The organism is Mesorhizobium sp. M0768, from assembly GCF_040320195.1.
GTDB lineage: Bacteria > Pseudomonadota > Alphaproteobacteria > Rhizobiales > Rhizobiaceae > Mesorhizobium.
In genome coordinates this window covers 250,054-268,551 of sequence record NZ_JAMYPD010000006.1, presented here as the reverse complement: position 1 = coordinate 268,551, position 18,498 = coordinate 250,054, and the positions used below count along the sequence as shown (strand labels likewise).

The following is an 18,498-nucleotide window of genomic DNA, read 5'->3' as shown; positions in this document are numbered from 1 at the left end:
AAGATCAGCGCGATGACGATGCCGAGCGGCGTATACGCGACCTTGATGCCGAGCGGCGTCAGCAGGCTTCCGATCCAGCCATTCGGTGCGTAAAGCGTGGTCAAAGCGATGCCGGCAACCGCCGTCGGCAGCGCGAAGGGCAGGTCGACCATGGCATCGGCGATGCGGCGGCCTGGAAAGCTGTAGCGCACCAGCACCCACGCGACGATCGTGCCGAAGACGACGTTGACCGCAGCGGCAATGAAGGCGGTGCCGAAGCTGATTTCAAGCGCGTTGATGGTGCGGCGGTCGGTGACGATCGCCCAGAAGTCGGTCCAGCCGAGCGCCGCCGAGCGCCAGACCAGCCCGGACAGGGGAATGAGGATGATGAGGGTGAGGTAGGCAAGCGAGAAGCCGAGCGTCAATCCGAAACCCGGAATGACGCTCGGCTGCCTGAATCGCCACCCCGCCTTGGCGGGTGCTGTGGTCATGTCGTCCTGATCTAAATGCTACTGGGCCGGCTTGTAGATCTGGTCGAATATACCACCGTCGCCGAAATGATAAGGCTGTGCTTTCTTCCAGCCGCCAAAAAGCGGGTCGTCGATGGTGACCAGCTTGATCTCAGGCAGCTTGGCCAAGTCCTCCGCCGGCACCAGTTCGGGCTTCGAAGGGCGATAATGGTTTTTGGCGATGAGCGTCTGGCCTTCCTTGGAATAGAGGTAGCTCAGATAGGCTTCGGCAACTTTGCGCGTGCCTTTGGCGTCGACATTGGCGTCGACCACGGCGACCGGCGGCTCGGCCAGGATCGAGGTCGGCGGGTAGACGATATCGAAATTGTCGGCGCCGAACTCGTCGAGCGCCAGATAGGCCTCGTTTTCCCAGGCGAGCAGCACGTCGCCCAGTCCTTTTTGCGCGAAGGTCACGGTGGCGCCGCGCGCACCGGTGTCGAGAACCGGGACATGCGCATAGAGATTGCCGACGAATTCCTTGGTCTTGGCCTCGTCGCCGCCATCCTTGGCGCTGGCATAGGCCCAGGCGGCAAGATAGTTCCAGCGCGCGCCGCCGGAGGTTTTCGGATTGGGCGTGATCACCTGGACATCGTCCTTGACCAGATCGCCCCAATCATGAATGCCCTTGGGGTTTCCCTTGCGGACGAGGAAGATGATCGTCGAGGTGTAGGGCGCCGAATTGTTTTCGAATTTCGTCCGCCAGTCGGGATTGATCTTCTTCGTTTTCGAGACAATGGCGTTGATGTCGCCTTCGAGCGCCAGCGTCACCACGTCGGCGTCGAGCCCGTCGATCACGGCGCGCGCCTGGGCGCCGGATCCGCCATGCGACTGCTGGACGGTGACGGTCTCGCCTGTCTCGGCCTTCCAGTGGGCGACAAAGGCCTCATCGAATTGCTTGTAGAGCTCACGCGTCGGATCATAGGACACGTTGAGAATGGTGGTGTCGGCAAACGCGAAACCGAGCGTGCCGAACTGGACAGATGTGGCGACCAGTGCGCCGAGCAGTTTCCTGAAATGAGGTTTGGTCATTTCCGCCTCCGTTGAACTCGCGCCAATCTACCGAATTGATAGAATTTAGATGCATTCAATGTTGCCTTTTTTGGCCTATTGAAGCAATTTTTCGCCCAGTTTCGGCGATGCGAGAAACTATTTTCCCCGCATGGACCATGATTGCGATCCCGACGCGATTATCTAGAGACGGCTAGCTCTTCGGCAATGGCTGCGTTGCGCCCGAAGGTTGCGGCCGGCTATTCGGCGGTAACGGGAAAGTTGAAGCGCTCTTTTGGAAACGGCTCGTTCTCCAGCGTGAAGTGCCACCATTCGCGGGCGTAATTCTTGAAGCCGCGGGCACGCATCGCCTCGACAAGTCTTTTGCGGTTAGCCGCCGCTTCACTGGCTATCGGTCGGTGAGCCGTTTCGCTCGCTGGATCGAAACAGTCGAAACCCGTGCCGAAATCGAGCGTGTCGGCATCGGTCGCGCCACAGGCCGGTTTCGGAGCGCTCTTGCGGTCGGCTCGCGCGATCGCGGCATCGACCGTCGATCCGCGCGAATGGGTGGACAGTTCGCCGATATAGCCCTTGGCGATGAGATCCTTGCGCTTGACCTTTGGGTACCATTGCGCGTCCGGTGGCCCACTCGTTTTTGTCCAGTCACCCATGTCGGAGACAGCCCGCGCAGGGCGATAGCAGTCGAACACGACCAGCGTCAGTCCTTCGGCGGCAATCGCTTTCTGCACTGCCGAAAGCGCTTGCGCCGCTTGCCTGGTGAGGATGCATACCGGCGCATCGTAGCCGCTTACCTTGCGATGCAGGAAATTCTCGAGGCCGGCATAGCGGATATCCTGCCGGATATTGGGATCGATGTCGGCTAGCCGAACAAAGCCGGCGGGGAGGGTGTCAGCAAAGGCCGAGGAAATACCGGCGCCCGAAAGCAAGACGTAAAACCCAATCCCCTGAATCACCTGCCGGAAATTATTCAAGGGAAACTTTCACTCGACGAAAACCTTCACACTGGCCGCGCGTCCCGCCGCGTCGATCACGGTCAGGGTCGAATAGCCGGCGCCGTCCGGCTGCCAGGTCGCGGTGCGCCGCCGGTCGATGCCGACCAGCGGCTTGCCGTTGGCCAGCCAGCGGAATGGTGCGCGGCCGCCTTGCAGCTTGAGCACCAGCGGCGAGGCGTCGGCCGAGGAAGTGCCGAGATCGACGCGAGCGCCGTCGGGCGGAAAGATGATGGTTGGCGCAGGTTCGGTCGGCGTCGCCTGCACCAGCCCATCGGTGCCGGCGCCGAAGCGCGTCAGCGTCACCGGCAGCTCCTCGCGTTTCGGACGCCGGACGCCGGACGGCTGGCTCGGCAGTGGTACGGCGGCCAGGCCGGAACGGACAAAACCTTCGAACAGGATGGGCGCAGCCGAGACATAGCCGGACAGGCCGGGCACCGCACCGGCGTCGGGGCGGCCGACCCAGACGCCGAGCACGTAGCGGCCGTCGAAGCCGACCGACCAGGCGTCGCGATAGCCGTAGGAGGTGCCGGTCTTGTAGGCGATGCTGCGTTGGGCGGCACCCTGGGGAGGCTTGACGCCTGACAGGATGTCGGTGATCTGCCAGGTCGCCTGCCCGTCGAGGATGGTGGTGGTCGAGCGTTCGGCATTCGCCGGCTCGGTGCCGTCATGCAGCGTGTGTGCCTTGCCGCCATTGGCAAGGCCGGCATAGAGTTGGACCAGGTCGCGCAGGGTCACCCCGACGCCGCCGAGGCCGATCGCCAGGCCGGGCGCTTCGTTGACGGGCAGGATAGGGGTCACATCGGCCTGTCGAAAGCGTGCCATCAGCCGGGCCGGGCCGACCGCGTCGAGCACGCGGATCGCCGGCACGTTGAGCGACAATTGCAGCGCCTGCCTGATGCTGACATCGCCCTGATAGCCCATGTCGAAGTTCTTCGGCCGATACCCGGCGAAATCGGCTGGGCTGTCCTCGATCAGCATCTCCTGCGCCACCAGGCCTTGTTCGAAGGCGAGGCCGTAGATGAACGGCTTCAGCGTCGAGCCAGGCGAGCGAACGACCTTGGTCATGTCGATCCAGCCCGAACGGCTGGCATCGAAGAAATCGGCAGAGCCGACCTCACCAAGAATATCGCCGGTACGGGCATCGGCCAGTACCATGGCCACCGAGAGGCGAGGGCCGAGCCTGGCGGCCGCATCCTTGGCCACCTGCTCCAGCCCTTCCTGGACACTCTTGCGGATCGTCAGTTGCAGCTTCTGGCCGGGAATGGCCTTGGACAGCATCGTATAGGCCGCATGGGCAGCGAGCGCCGGCAAGGTCCGCCGCAGCCCCGACACATCGTCGAGCGCGGCACGCGCGGCCTCACGTTCGCCGAGCAGGCCTGCCGAGACCATGCGGGTCAGCACGCGGTCGCGGACAGCATGGGCGACGTCGAGGTTGCGGTCAGGGCGCCGCTTTTCCGGCAATTGCGGCAAAGCGACGAGCAGGGCCGCCTCCGAGACCGTCAGCCGTTTCGGCTCCTTGCCGAAATAGGCAAGCGAAGCGGCGCGCACACCTTCGAGATTGCCGCCATAGGGCGCCAGCGTCAGATAGCGTTCGAGGATCTCGCGCTTGGAAAGCCGCCGTTCGATCTGGAGGGCGCGCAGCATCTGCTTGATCTTCGAGCCGAGGCTGCGGCTGTCGCGCGGTTCGATCAGCCGGGCGAGTTGCATCGGCAGCGTCGAACCACCGGAGACGATATGGCCGCTGGTCGCGAACTGGCCGGCGGCACGCGCCAGTGCCAGCACGTCGACGCCTTGATGATCCCAGAAACGCTTGTCCTCATAGGTGACCAGCATGTCGACGAACTGCTTGTCGACCTGGTCGAGGCTGGTAGCGAGCCGCCAGTAGCCATCCGGCGTAGCGAAGGCGCGCAGCAGCTGGCCGTCTCGGTCCTGCACCTCGGTCGAGACCGTCAAAGCAGCCGGCAGCGGCGGCGGAAATGCGCGGTCGAGCTGCCAGAGGCCGAAGGCGGTGATTGCCGCGAGACCGGCCAAGGAAATGCCCGTGATGGCCGCTCGGCGCAGGAATTTTCTGGAGAGCATGGCGCCGCCCCTCATCCGCCTGCCGGCACCTTCTCCCCGTTTAGTGACGGGGAGAAGCGGGCTGTCGCGACCCTTGGCGCCTTTTCTGCGACGTTAAAGTTCGGCGAAAACTTCGGCGCATGGCTCTTTCTCCCCGTCTCTATACGGGGAGAAATGCCCGGCAGGGCAATGAGGGGCAGCGCCACCGCCATATTCCTATCCTTACGGCGCCTTGACCTCCATCATGCCGGTGGCGGTGCGGGCCGAATATTGCGGCCGGTACATGTCCTCGATCGTTGCCGCCGGGTGGGCATAGGTGCCCGGCGTCACCGCGCGCACGACGTAGGCGAGCGTGATGTTGCGGTCGCCGTCGCCGTCGTTGGGATTGAAAGCCGCGACGAAACGGTCGTCGCGGAATTCGAGATGAGCGGCATCGGTCTGCGCCAGCCAGGAGAAGTTCGTCAATTGGGCGCTGGAGACCAGGCCCGGATTGTCGATCTCGAAGCCGGCCGGCAACAGGTCGGTGATCAGCAGTCGCGAAGGCCAGGTGTTCTGCTCGTAAACCTTGAGCACGACGACATAGCGTTCGTTCTGCTTGACCTCCGTCACGTTGGCCTCTGTGCCGTCTAGCTTGTAGTAGGTACGGCTGATGGTAAAGCCGTTGCCGCCGGCCGGCAGAGGCTGGATCGGCGAGGCCACGGTGGTGACGACCGCCTGCAGCGGATTTCTGCCGGTGTTGACGATGGTCAGCGGACTGTCGGCCAGGTCGCCACCAGCGATCTGGTCCGAATAGCCGCCGGCATGCGGTGCGCCGTTGACGGTCAGCGCGATCGAATCATTGCCGGCCTTCAGCGCGCGGGCCGCCAGCAGCATCCAGGACTCGTCCTGTGTGCTGGTCCACCTGGCGTCGGCGCGTTCCCTGGTCACTAGTTGGATCAGCGCCGGCACGATGGTCGGCACCGGCTTGCTTTCCGCGGCAAGCGCCAGGATCGCCGCGCCGTCGCGCAGCGGCGAGCCATAGTCGGACCGGTAATAGTCATATTCGGGCGTCGACTTGGCCAGTTGCAGCGCGGCCTGGAAGGTTGCCTCCGAGCGCTGGGTGTCACCGTAGAGCGCGAGAGACGCCGCCAACTGGGCGACGGCCATCGGGCTGGTAAAGGCTTCGAGCTGGGTGTCGGCATAATAACGCAGATCGCCGACCGAGGCCTTCTTGTTGCGGGCAAGCACATAGAGCGCATAGGCGATCTCGCTGCCGCGATCCTGGACGTCCTGATCGTAGCCGATCGCGTTCTGCAGATTGCTCAGCGCCTGGTTCATCGCCAAAGCCGGCACGTCGTATTTCTGCTCGCGCGCCCGGGTCAGGAAATCGGTGACATAGGCGTCGAGCCACAGATCGCCGGAACCCGGACCCCACAGGCCGAAGCTGCCGGCCGATGCCTGGTAGCTCAGCACCTTGTAGATAGCGTCCTGGACGCGGCCATGCAGATCGGGGTCGCTGGCCATGCCGATGCCGGAAGCCATCTCGTTGACGTAGAGAAGCGGCATGGCGCGGCTGGTGGTCTGTTCGGCGCAACCATAGGGATAGCGGTCGAGCGTCATCAGCAGCGACGGTACATCGAAGGCAGCCGCCTGCGAAACGCCGACGCTGATCGAAGCGCCATCGAGCAGGCTTGCCGCCAGCAGTTCCTTGTCGACGCGCAGCGCGCCGCCATTGCCCTTGAGGTCGACGACCATGCGGGTGGTCACCGGCAGTTGCGCTGGGCGCACCGGCACATAGAGCGTCTGCTCGACAGCGGTGCCGTCGGCATGCGCAAGCTTGATGGTGATCGAGGCGTTGCCCGCGGTCCGCGCAATCAACGGCACGGTCAGCGTCTGCCGCTTGCCTTTGGCCAGCGTCAGCTTTTCAGGCAAGGCGGCACTGCCGGTAGACAGGTCGCCCGTCGTGTCGATGGTCAGCTTGTAGTCGCCAGCAGGGCCGTCGGTGTCGGCGACATCGAGCCGCATGACGGCGGAATCGCCGGGCGCCAGGAATCGCGGCAGGCCGGCGGTGATCACCACCGGATCGCGAACGATGACGTCGGACTGGGCATGGCCGACTGCTTCCTTTGTCCAGGCGACGGCCATGACGCGCACGGTGCCGTTGAACTGCGGTATGTCGAAGTCGATCCGCGCCTTGCCGTCGGAGTCGAGCTGGACCGGGCCGGAGAAGAAGGCGACCAGCTTTTCGGTCGGCGGACTGCCTTGCGATTGCATGTTGGCGCCGTCGCCGCCGGTGCGCAGCTTACCGGTTGTGCCCAGCGAGCCGTCGATCAGCCGGCCATAGATGTCGCGAACCTCGAGACCGAGCATGCGCTGGCCAAAGAACCAGTTCTCCGGATCCGGTACCTTGTAGTTGGTCAGGTTGAGGATGCCGACGTCGACGGCCGCGACCATGACATAGGCGTTGGTGCCGGGCTGCACGCCGGCTACGGCCACCGGGATCGACAGCTGCTGGCGCGGCATGGTCTTGTCCGGCGGCGCCAAGCTGACGGCAAGCTTCCGCGAGCCGGGATCGAGCTTCAGCCATTTGACGCCGATGGCGCGCGCCGGCATACGCGTCTCTTGCGCATCGCCCGGCCTGAACAGCGTTGCCGTGACGTAGGCGCCGGCACCCCAGTCGTCGCCGACCGGGATGTCGACGGTGCTGCCGCCGGCCGGCACGCTGGCGGTGACGGTCTTCAGGAGCTTGTCGGCGCCGATGGTGACGAGCAGCTCGCCGGCAAAGTGCGGCGACACTTTGAGCTTCGCCACTTCACCCGCCGCATAGGTATCCTTGTCGAGGGCGATCTCTAGGCCGTCGGGCGTTTCGGTGGTGGTGGAACTGACATACCAGCCGGCGTCGAACTCGTAGCTGGTGGCCGGGCCTTCCGGATCCGCTGTCTCGATCTCGAGCCGGTAGCGGCCCCAGTCGACCGGCAGCGACACCGTCGCCTCGCCATCGGCGCTCAGGTCGACCTGGCCGTTGGCCACCGCCTTGGTGAAGGTGACCGGCTCATAGTTCCAGGAGTTGCTCGAGCGGTACCACTGGTAGCTGCGCTCGACCTTGACCAGCGACCACTGCGCGCCCTTCAGCGCCTCACGCTTGCCGTCTGGGTCGACAGCGATCAGGCTGAACTTGGCCGTGCCGCCTTGCGGCACCTCGTCGTCGTCGAAATCCGGGCGGATGCCGATCATGTGGCCCTGCGGGCGGATGCCGATATTCAGCGAGCGCTCGACGGCACGGCCGCCGGTTTCACGCATCCTGACAGTGACCTTTGCATCGACCAGCTTGGTGGTGGATGGCAATTGATCGACGGAGACCGGGAAAGTCGCCTTGCCGTCCTCGCCGACCACCGGCAGGCCGGTGAAGGGCGTCACCGTCGGTTCAGCCGACTGTTCGTCGGCCAGACCGAAAGAATAGCCTTTGAAGCGGTCCCAATCGCGGGCGGTCGACAGCGTCAATTCGCCTTCGAGCGCGAGGCCCGCGGCCGGCGCGCCGTAGAGAAAGCGGCCGTCGACGGTAATGTTGGCGGTCTCGCCCTGGGCGATCTCCTGCTTGTCGGAGGACAGGTCGAACTCGATGCGGTCCGGCACGAAGTCCTCGACCAGGAACATCTGGCTGGCGACCGCCGCCTGCTTGGGATCGGTATGGATCGCCACCGTCCAGGTGCCGCGCATGGCGTTGGGTTCCAGCGGCAGGTCGACAGCGTGACCGCCGGCCGATGCGCCGTCGCTGACGATGCGGCGGTCCTCGACGCCGTCGGGCCGCGAGAAGATGAAGGTCAGCGGCAGGTTCTCGACCGCCTTGGCGGCACTGTCGCGGGCAAGGGCCGCGACATGGACATCTTCGCCGGCGCGGTAGATGCCGCGCTCGGTCCAGGCATAGACGTCGAGCGCGCCAGGTGCCGGCCGTCCGGCGACGCCACGGTCGGACAGGTCGAAGCCGGCGCGGCCCATATCGAGGAAGACGAAATCGTCGTCGCCCTGTTTGGCCATCAGCACGGCCGGGGCCATGCCGCTGTCGCCGCGCGTCAGGCCGGGATTGAACACCGCCCGCCCTTCCGCGTCGGTGGTCGCGGTGCCGAGGATTTCATTGTTCCTGGCCAGCAGCGTCAGCTCGGCGCCGGCGATCGGCTTGGCGGTTGCGAGCGAACGGGCAAAGACGTTCAGCCCATCCTGTCCGGTATAGGTCGACAGGCCGATATCGGAGACGACGAACCATTGCGTGGCGTGCGAATCATAGTCGTCGCTGCGATCGTTGACGGCTTGTGCGGTCAGCACATAGACGCCGGGCTTGCGCTTCGGCAAAGCCTCGTCGATTGGGAAGGAGGTGGTGACTTCCTTGTTGAGGTCGTTGGCGATGTCGAGCTGGCCTTGCCAGACCGGCTCGCCCATCTGTTCGGAGATGTTCGAAATGTCGTAGCCGTCAAGCTGGCGCAGGAACTGATATCCCGACAGAAGCTGGGCCAGCGAGCGGTCGCCGATGCGGAAGAGCTTCATTTGGGCGGCATTCATGTTGACGGTGACGACCGGTATACCTCGGCGTGCGCCGGCGGGCAGCACGAAGCTGTCGCCGGTGAAGCGGGCCGAAGGCGCGCGGTCCTGCACGTAGATCGACAGAACCACCGGTGCCGCGGTGACCTCGCCAATGGCGGCCGGCAAGCCGGCGCGGAAGGTCACGTCATAATGTTGGCCGTGCTCGAGTCCTTCGACGCAGATCTGCTTGTCCTTGGCTTCGACGCCCTTGGGAGCGGCGTTGTCGACAGTAACGAACTGCGAGTAGTCGACGCCGGTCTTGACCAGTTCCTCGGAGAACTGCGCGCAGATGCGTGGCGCGCTGGTGTCGGCATCGACGGTATGATCGATGACGCGGAAGCCCTTGCGGGCCTTGAGATCCTGATAGGCGGCCCTGACTGCCGGCGAATTGACGAGAGCGAGGCTCGCCTCGTAGGCCTGCAGAGCCGGCCTGTAGAGATCGCGGCGATCAAGGCCGTCCCCGAGCAGCGCCAGCACGTCGGCGCGCGTCTTGGTGGTGCGCAGCAATTTGTAGGCGTTGAAGGCGGCGGAAGTGGCGTTCGCCGGCAGGGTCGACGGCTCCGAGCTGTTGGCGGTCGGATGGACGGCAAGCGTTTCGCGCGCCAACTCGAGCCAGAGCTGGCCATCATCCGGCAGCACCGAAACCGCCGCTTCGTATTTGTGCATGGCCGAGCGATGGTCGCCCGTCAGCGCCGACCGTTCGGCGGCGGCCCTCAGCGCCGTCAGCCCCTCGGTCGGCTTGGTGTAGGTCGGGCCAGTGAGGTTGTTGCGGTATTGCTGGGCCTGGTCGGCCATCCAGTTGGGGAAGAAGGCGAGTTCGGGTGGCGCGCCGATGTCGGGATCGCCATCGATGTTGACGACCTTGCCGGCGACGGCGCCACCGAAGGGTTTCAACGAATTGTAATCGGATTTAAGGAAGCACCATTTGGCCTTGAGGTTGTAGGTGAAGGCGCGGCAGGCCGGGTCGCCGAGGCAGGTGGTCTTGCACTGGTCGAGGCTGACATTCTGGTCGGATCTGAGATCGAAACCGAAATAGTCGGAATTGTCCGATGTCACCACGCGCCGGGCTTCGGCCGCTTGCGCGACACCGCTCCAGGCAAAAAAGAGAAGGAAAAGAATCGATAGACCACGAGCCGCGCGCATTGCCATAAACCCCTCCAGACAAGTGCTTACGTCCAGAAATCTTCAAGCTTCAGTCGCGCTTGTCAACATCAGGACGCGGCAGGATCCGCCTGCCAACGGTTTGCTTTCCGGCCGGTGACCGGTAGTAGCTCCATAGGACAGGGGATCACGCTTTCTTGCGGCGACGCAGAAGGTGTGAGTTCCAAGCCCTGTCTATTTCAGCAATTGGATTGTGGCCCCTTTACGAGTGCTTCAGAACTTCATTCCAATTTTAGGTTTGCGAGCTAGGCTAGGAGCGTAATGCCGGCGTATGAAAGGCAGATGTCGGGAGGAACCGCGCCACGGCGCGCGCTTTCGTGCGCCCTGCTTTTCGCATTGTTGTGCTCTACGGCACTTGTTGCCGAAACCGGAAGTGCGGCAGCCTTCGAGATTTTCGGCATCAAGCTGTGGGGATCCAAAGACGAAGATGCCGATATCGTCGACCCGCTGCGCTATGGGGTGACGATCGAGGCGCCGGACGCCGACAAGGATCTCGCCGAGAAGCTCGAAAACGCCTCGGCGCTGAAGGCCGACGAGGAACATCCGGTATCCGGTTCTCTCGGCCTGCTGGCCAAGGCGCGCAGTGACCGTGAGCAACTTGTTGCCGCACTCTACACTGACGCCCGCTACGAGGGTGTCGTCACCATCACTATTCAGGGCAAGCCGCTCGACGATCTGCCGCCCGATGCCGAGTTTTCGGGTCCGCAGCCGATACCGGTAGTGATACGCATAGCAGCCGGGCCGAAATTCACGCTTGGCAACATCAGACTGGAAGGCGATGCGGCGGGGCTGGCAAGTGCCGATTTCGGCCTGATCGCCGGCGGTGACGCCAGTTCGGGCGCCGTGCTCAAGGCCGAGGCGGCGATCGTGCGGGCACTCAAGCAAGAAGGCAGGCCGCTGGCCAAGGTGACGGGCCGCGAGATCGTCGCCGAGCACGCCGGTTCGACGCTCGATGTGACGCTTGCCGTCGCGGCCGGCCCGGTCGCCGGCTATGGCGACACCACTGTCGAGGGCACGGAAAAGGTCGACCGCGACTTCACCGAATATATGACCGGCCTGAAGCGCGGCCGCCAATATTCGCCCGATGAGATCGACGATGCGCGCGACCGGCTGCTCGGGCTCGATGTCTTCAACAGCGTGACGGTGAAGGAAGCCGACGCACTCGACGCCGAGGGCAACATCCCGATCGGTGTCCAGGTAAGCGAACGCAAGCCGCGCTATTTCGGCATTGGCGGCAGCTTCTCAAACACCGAAGGGCTGGGCCTCGAAGGCTATTGGGGGCATCGCAATCTGTTTGGCCGCGCCGAAAAGCTGCGCATCGACGGCAAGATCAGCGGCATCGGCAGCAACGACTTGACCCAGCTCAATTACAATGCCGGCGTCATGTTCGAAAAGCCGGGCGTGGTCGGGCCGGCGTCGAAATTCATTGCCAGCGTCAATACCGTGCTGGAACACCCCGACGCCTACGACCATTTCTCGGTCAAGGGCAGCACCGGCCTGTCCTACGAACTCGACAAGAAGCAGACGGTTTCCGCGCAGGTCGCGCTGGATTATTCGAGGATCCACGACGCTTTCGGCAAGCACACCTATCTGATCGCCAGCATTCCACTGCAATATGTCTACGACAATCGCGACAGCAAGCTCAATCCGACCCGGGGCTTCAGGGTGCTGGCCTATGGCGAGCCGAGCTACGACATTTTGAGCGGGGCTGCGTTTGTCAAGCTGAAGGGCGAGGGGTCGGCCTACCAGTCACTCGATTCGGCCTCGAAATTCGTTTTCGCCGAACGTGTCGCCATCGGCTCTATCATCGGCGCCAGTCTTCAAGATGTTCCGGCAGATCGACGCTTCTACTCAGGCGGCGGCGGTTCGGTGCGCGGCTATGCCTATCAAGGCATCGGCCCGAAGGACAGCAATGGAGAACCGATCGGCGGGCTTTCCTTCTTTGAGACCTCGGTCGAGATGCGCATCGCCGTCACCGACAAGATCGGCGTCGTGCCGTTCGTCGATGCCGGCACGGTGTCGACCAGGCAGGTCCCCGATTTTTCGGACATGAAGGTCGGCGCGGGTGTAGGCTTGCGCTATCTGACGGCGTTCGGGCCGCTGCGCGTCGACGCGGCGGTGCCGCTCAACCGCGGCCCCGACGATCCTCATTTCGGCATTTATGCCGGCATCGGCCAGGCATTCTGATGGCAATATTCAGGCGCATCCTCCGTATCCTTTTTTACACGCTGCTCATCGTCGTGGCAGCGGCGGTGGGGGCGCTCGTCGTGCTGACCAAAACCGAGCGCGGCCGCGAAAACCTTGCCGGCATCATCTCGACCATGGCCTCGACCGGTGATCGCAAGGTCACTGTCGTCGGCATCGACGGTATCTGGTCGGGCGCGCTGAGGGTCGATCATGTCGTTCTGGAGGATCGCGAAGGCGCCTGGATGGTGGCGCGCAACGTGGCCGTCGATTGGTCGCCGCTGGCACTCCTGTCGAAGAGCTTCAGCGCCGATCGCATTGGGGCCGAGCGTATCGAGTTGGCAAGGCTGCCGGTGGCCAATACACAGTCGAGCCAAAGCGGAGCGACGACGCTGCCGGTTTCCATCGACGTCAGGCAACTCGACCTTCCCGAAATCGCGCTCGGGCGGGCTCTGGCCGGCAGCGGTGTCGCCGAACTTGCAGCCAAGGGAGCGCTCAAGGCGAACGCCTCACCATTGGCGATCGAGACCAACCTCAACATCGTTCGCCACGACGGTAAGCAAGGCACGGTCGACGCCAAAGCCCATTTCGCGCCGGCCGACAACAAGCTCGACCTCGACCTTAAGGCATCCGAGCCGGCCGGCGGCATCATCGCCAACCTGCTCAACCTGCCGGGCGCGCCGCCGGTCAACATTGTCGTTTCCGGCACCGGACCGCTCGCCAACTGGAATGGCATCGGGACCTTCGTTGTCGACGGCCGGATCGTCACCCAGCTTACCGGTCGCCATCAGCTCACCGACAAGGGTCATTATGTCGAGGCCAACGGCGATGGCGAATTCGAGCGCTTCCTGCCCGAAACCCTGAAACCGCTGTTTGCCGGCAAGACCACCTTCGACCTCGCCGGCACGGCGACCGCGGCCGGCGGCGTCGATGTCGAGCGCGCCAATATCGACAGCGGCGCCTTGCACGCGACCGCCGCCGGCATTGTCGATCCGAACGGCGCCAGCGACCTTTCGGTGAAGCTCGCCGCAAAGGGGCCGCCGATCGTGCTCAGCCTCGGCAGCGAGGCGCAACCGATCACCGTGGCAATCAAGGATGCCACGGCCCGCGCTTTCGGCGATGGCAAGGCGCCGATGATGGATATCGGCGCGTCGCTGGTCTCGGTGGTGGCGGGCGGCACGCGGGTGGACGACCTGATCGGGCAAGTGCATTCCGATGGTTTCGACATCCAGAGCCGTAGCGGGCCGGTCACCATCAAGCTGACGGCGGCCGGCCTGAACACCGACGTCGCGACTTTGGCGCCGCTGATAACGGGCAGGGTCAGCGCCGGTCTCGCCGGCTCCGTCAGCAAGGAACAGATTGTCGTCGACGAAGGGACGCTACGCAGCGACGCGCTCAATGCGTCCGTAACAGCCACAGTGGCGCTTGCCGATCTGTCGATGACGCTCAAGATGAATGCCGACGCGGCTTCGACGGCGCTGCCGCCGCAAATCAGCTCGGTTCTCGGCGAGCGCGTGCAGTTTTCCGCAACCGCGACACGCGACCCGGACGGTGCGTTCGCCGCCAACGCATTGCAACTCACCTCCGGCACGCTTAGCGCCAGCGGCACCGCAAGTGCGCAAGGCACCGATATCCGGGCCGATATCAAGGGTACGCTGGGCGACGTGTCGGTGCTGTCGCCGCTGGTCGGCGCCAAGGTCGGCGGCGCCGTCGGTTTCGGGCTTACCGCAAGCGGCGCGCGCAGCGCACCGGATTTCTCGGTTTCGGCCAACAGCGACAGCCTGACGGCGTCCGGCCATGCGGTGAAGCAGATCAAGCTGAGCGCGAGCGGCAAGGCCGATATCGCCAGTCCCGCCGCCGATGTCTCGCTGACCGGCTCGGTCGACGACCAGCCGCTCGACCTCGAGGCATCGCTGGTCACAACCGACGGCAAGCGCTCCATCAATGGACTTGCCGTCTCGTTAGCCGACAACAAGGTCTCCGGCGACCTCGGGCTCGACGGCAACCTGCTGCCGCTCGGCACGTTGACCCTCGATGCCGCCGATATTGCTCCGCTGGCCGCACTCGCAGGCCAGTCGGTAGCCGGCGACGTGCGTGGCACCATCCGCTTTGCGAACGACAACGGAGCGCCGACGGTCGCGATCGATGCGACGAGCACCGTGATTTCGCGCGGCGAACTGGCGGCGAAGACAATCGCCGTCAACGCGCTGGTCGCCAATTATCTCAAAGCACCGGCAATCGCCGGCAAGATCAAGGCCGACACGATCACCTCCGGACCCACGGTGATCAGCGGCATCGATGTCGACCTGAAGCGCGATGGCGACTGGACCGGCTTTAGCGGCGGCGCCACGGTCGCCGGCATTCCGGCCAGCGCGTCCGGGCGGGTCAGGGTTGCGAACGGCACCACCAGCATCGAGCTTGCCTCGGGCGAGGCGACCATCCGCGGCATCAAGGCAGCTGTCGCGCAGCCATCAGCGCTGACAATCGCCAATGGCAGGGTGAGCATAGAGAAATTGGCGCTCGGTGTCGGCGGTGGTTCGGTTGCCGTGTCGGGTACGGCCGGCCAGACGCTTGATCTCGCTGCCACCTTGTCGGCGGTGCCGGCAGCGCTTGCCAATGATTTTTCACCGGGTCTCGATGCCGTGGGCGCGCTTAGCGGCACCGCGCAGGTCACCGGATCGTCGACTGCCCCAGATATTCGCTTCACCGCCCGGCTCAACGGCGCCGAAACCAGCCAGACCCGGCAGGCTGGGCTCGGGCCGCTGGATCTCGACGCAGCAGGCCGTTTCTCGTCGGCCAGCGGCCTGGCCATCGAGCAGGCGACGCTTGCCGGCGAGAAGATCTCCGGCAAGGCAGCCGGCACCATCAATCCGAACGGTGCCAGCGATTTTTCGCTCCACCTGGCCTCTACCGGTCCGAGCCTGCCGTTGTCGCTTGGCAGCAAGGAGAGCCCGATCAAGCTCGAGCTACAGGCGATATCGCTAACGGCGGCCGGGCAGGGCGCCCAGCCGAAGCTCGACATTTCCGCGACGCTGCCATCGGCCGCCACCAATCTAGCTATGATCGAGGGCATCACGCTTGCGCTGCACTCCGATCGCTTTGACGTGAAAGCCCGGAGCGGGCCGATCTCCGGCACCGTGACTGCCGCAAAAATCGGCATCGACAATCCGACTATCGCGCCGCTGATCGCCGGCAAGGTCACCGCCAAACTCGCCGGCAGCCTTGCCGCCGATGCCATCGTCATCGATAGCGGCACGGTGACCAGCGACGCGTTGAACAGCGGCTTCAAAGGGCGGGTCTCGCTGGCCGACGGCGCCGTCGACCTCAATGTCAAGGCGGACGCCGCCTCGGCGGCGCTGCCGGGGGCGGTACGTGGCGTGCTCGCCGAGCGAACGCAATTCAGTGCCGCGCTGAAGCGGGATGCCAACGGCAATGTCACCGCCAACGCGATCAGGCTGTCATCAGGCGCGCTGACCGCAGACGGGCAGGCGAGCCTTGCCGATAACAAGCTGAGCGCCGACGTCAAAGGCGCACTAGGCGACGTCTCGCTGCTATCCAAGGATGCCGGAGGCGCCATCTCTTTCGCGCTGAATGCGCAAGGCGCCAGCATCGCGCCGGATCTGTCGCTGACTGTCAACAGCGACAAGCTTTCGGTCGCGGCGCGCGAGATCACCGGTCTGAAGCTCACTGCCACCGGCAAGGCTGATGCCGCCAACCCGGCTGCGAATGTGCAACTCACCGGAAATGTCGGCGGCCAACCGCTGCAGGGCAGCGCCGTGCTGGCGACATCGGACGGCAAACGCGCCATCAATGGACTTTTGCTGTCGCTCGGCAAGAACCGTATCTCCGGCGACCTGGCGCTCGACGATGCCTTCGTCCCGGCAGGCACGGTAGCGCTCGACCTGCCCGATATCGGTCCGCTTGCGGCCCTGGCACTGGAAAAGGCCGATGGCGATGTGCGCGGCACGATTGCCTTCTCCAAGGCGGGTACCGTGCCGCAAGTCGCCGTCAAGGCGACGACGGCCTCGATCTCGCGCGGCGATGTCTCGGCCAAGGCCGTGAGCATCGATGCGCTGATCGCCAACTATCTGGCGGCACCGGTGATCTCGGGCAAAATCCGTGCCGACAGCGTAACTTCCGGCGGCACGGCTATTGGGGGCGTCAACGTCGATCTCAAGCGCGACGGCGAATGGACCGGCTTTTCAGGTGGCGCCACCGTCGAGGATATTCCGCTGAAGGCCGCCGGCCGGGTCAGGGCGGTCAAGGGCACGACGACGGTCGAACTTGCCTCCGGCGAGGCGACCATTCGCGGCATCAAAGCGGCTATCGCCCAGGCCTCGACCATCAACATCGCCAATGGAGTGACCAGCCTCGACAGGCTGGTGCTCAACCTCGGCGGCGGAACGGCGACGGTCACCGGCAAGGCTGGGCAGGCGCTCGACCTCAACGCGGCGCTGGCGCGCGTACCGATCTCGATAGCCAACAGTTTTTCGCCGGGCCTCGATGCCGCCGGCTCCATTTCGGGCACGGTGAAGGTGACGGGCGCGCCGGCCAATCCGGCCGTTGCCTTCAAGATCGACGCCGCAGGCGTTCAGACGTCGCAGACCCGCGGTGCAGGTTTCGGCGGCATGGGCGTTTCATCCTCCGGTACGTATTCGGGCAACAGACTGACCTTCGACGCCAACATGAGCGATGCCGCCGGGCTCGGCCTCAAGGGCGGCGGCACGATGACGACATCAGGCGCGCCCACCCTTGATCTCAAGTTTTCCGGCAAGGTGCCGTTCGCCTTCCTCACCAGGACACTCGCCGCGCAAGGCCTGTCCTTGAGCGGCACGGCCGATGTCGATTTGCAGGTGCGCGGCCCGGCGACGTCGCCGGTGATCTCAGGCACGGTCCGCACGTCAGGCGCCCGCCTGCTCGACGCGCGCTCGGGGCTTGCGATCAACGACATCACCGCCGATGTCGCCATCGGCAACAGCGTGGCCAGGATCAATCGCCTGACCGGCACGCTATCGACGCGCGGCAGCCTTTCGGCCAGCGGCACCGTCGGCCTCGATCCGGCCAAGGGTTTTCCGGCCGATCTGTCGATCAAGCTCGTCAACGGCCGCTATACCGACGGCAAGGTGGTCACCGCCAATCTTGGCGGCGACCTGACCGTCAAGGGACCGCTCACCTCCGCGCCGGTGATTTCCGGTACCGTCAACCTGGCCAAGACGGTCATCACCGTACCCGAAAAGCTGCCCGGTTCGCTGGCTGAGCTCAACGTCAAGCACAAGAATGCGCCGGCAGCCGTGCGTGCGCAGGACAAGGCGTTGCGTCCGGCCGCCGCAAGCAGCGATGCTGGCGGCAGCGGCCTCAACCTCGACGTCACGGTCAATGCACCGAGCCAGATCTTCATCCAGGGCAGGGGCGTCGACGCCGAGCTCGGCGGTTCGCTGCGGCTGACCGGTCCGGCATCGTCACCCCAGGCGGTCGGCACCTTCACCTTGCGGCGCGGACGGTTGACGATCCTTGCCAAGCGGCTGACTTTCACGGAAGGCACCGTCGGCTTTTCCGGCTCTCTGGTGCCCTACCTCAATCTCACGGCGCAATCGAAGACGACCAGCGCCACCGTGACCATCGTGGTGTCGGGCGAGGCGAACAACCCGAAATTCACCTTCTCCTCGGTACCCGCGTTGCCGGAGGATGAGGTGCTGGCGCAGCTGATCTTCGGCCGTTCGATGTCGAACCTGTCGCCGCTGCAGATCGCGCAGCTTGCCGAAGCTGCCGGACAATTGGCCGGCGTCGGCGGCTCGACCTCCCTGCTGCAGAACCTGCGCAGCGCAATCGGCGTCGACGATCTCGACGTAATCACCGATGAACAGGGTGGCACCGCCGTCTCGGCGGGCAAGTATCTCAACGACCGTACCTATGTGACGATCCAGAAGGGCGACAGGCCGGGCTCGGGCAAGGCAACCGTCGATCTCGACGTTGGGCGCGGCGTCAAGCTGCGTGGCGAGGCAACCGACGCCGGCGAAGCCAAAGGCGGTGTTTTCTACGAACGGGAATATTGA

Annotated in this window: 8 protein-coding genes; 2 read left to right on the top strand and 6 right to left on the bottom strand. The window is 64.6% G+C overall.

The window, feature by feature from the left end; translation table 11 throughout:
- The 6 genes from NKI08_RS11380 to NKI08_RS11355 form a co-directional block, all read right to left on the bottom strand.
- On the bottom strand, nucleotides 1-470 hold a 470-nt coding region (locus NKI08_RS11380; RefSeq protein ID WP_502899586.1), incomplete at its 3' end, for an ABC transporter permease.
- Nucleotides 471-488: 18 nt separating this feature from the next.
- Entirely contained in the window at nucleotides 489-1,517 is a 1,029-nt protein-coding gene (locus NKI08_RS11375) for a sulfate ABC transporter substrate-binding protein (protein WP_352473515.1), read from the bottom strand.
- A 218-nt stretch (nucleotides 1,518-1,735) separates the two neighbouring features.
- Nucleotides 1,736-2,467 carry a M15 family metallopeptidase gene (locus NKI08_RS11370; RefSeq protein ID WP_352769186.1) on the bottom strand — a complete coding sequence of 244 codons (732 nt, stop codon included), beginning with the start codon at nucleotides 2,465-2,467 and terminating at the stop codon, nucleotides 1,736-1,738.
- 9 nt (nucleotides 2,468-2,476) lie between these two features.
- Entirely contained in the window at nucleotides 2,477-4,567 is a 2,091-nt protein-coding gene (gene pbpC / locus NKI08_RS11365; protein ID WP_352769183.1) for a penicillin-binding protein 1C, read from the bottom strand.
- Nucleotides 4,568-4,578: 11 nt separating this feature from the next.
- The gene (locus NKI08_RS11360; RefSeq protein ID WP_352769180.1) at nucleotides 4,579-4,758 is read right to left on the bottom strand and encodes a hypothetical protein; all 180 of its coding nucleotides are present in this window, start codon (nucleotides 4,756-4,758) and stop codon (nucleotides 4,579-4,581) included.
- Between the two features lie 10 nt (nucleotides 4,759-4,768).
- Nucleotides 4,769-10,249: an alpha-2-macroglobulin family protein gene (locus NKI08_RS11355; RefSeq protein ID WP_352769177.1), complete on the bottom strand. Its 5,481-nt coding sequence runs from the start codon at nucleotides 10,247-10,249 to the stop codon at nucleotides 4,769-4,771.
- Nucleotides 10,250-10,522: 273 nt separating this feature from the next.
- On the opposite strand from NKI08_RS11355, the gene NKI08_RS11350 reads away from it, so the two are divergent.
- Together NKI08_RS11350 and NKI08_RS11345 are read left to right on the top strand one after the other, a co-directional pair.
- Nucleotides 10,523-12,448 carry an autotransporter assembly complex protein TamA gene (locus NKI08_RS11350; protein ID WP_352769174.1) on the top strand — a complete coding sequence of 642 codons (1,926 nt, stop codon included), beginning with the start codon at nucleotides 10,523-10,525 and terminating at the stop codon, nucleotides 12,446-12,448.
- Entirely contained in the window at nucleotides 12,448-18,498 is a 6,051-nt protein-coding gene (locus tag NKI08_RS11345) for a translocation/assembly module TamB domain-containing protein (protein ID WP_352769172.1), read from the top strand. Before NKI08_RS11350 ends, NKI08_RS11345 begins: the two co-directional genes overlap by 1 nt.

Excerpts from the sequence above, each read along its gene's own strand:
- NKI08_RS11375 (WP_352473515.1), bottom strand. The coding sequence starts at position 1,517 with ATGACCAAACCTCATTTCAGGAAACTGCTCGGCGCACTGGTCGCCACA.
- pbpC (WP_352769183.1), bottom strand. The coding sequence starts at position 4,567 with ATGCTCTCCAGAAAATTCCTGCGCCGAGCGGCCATCACGGGCATTTCC.
- NKI08_RS11360 (WP_352769180.1), bottom strand. The coding sequence starts at position 4,758 with ATGGCGGTGGCGCTGCCCCTCATTGCCCTGCCGGGCATTTCTCCCCGT.
- NKI08_RS11355 (WP_352769177.1), bottom strand. The coding sequence starts at position 10,249 with ATGGCAATGCGCGCGGCTCGTGGTCTATCGATTCTTTTCCTTCTCTTT.
- NKI08_RS11350 (WP_352769174.1), top strand. The coding sequence starts at position 10,523 with ATGCCGGCGTATGAAAGGCAGATGTCGGGAGGAACCGCGCCACGGCGC.
- NKI08_RS11345 (WP_352769172.1), top strand. The coding sequence starts at position 12,448 with ATGGCAATATTCAGGCGCATCCTCCGTATCCTTTTTTACACGCTGCTC.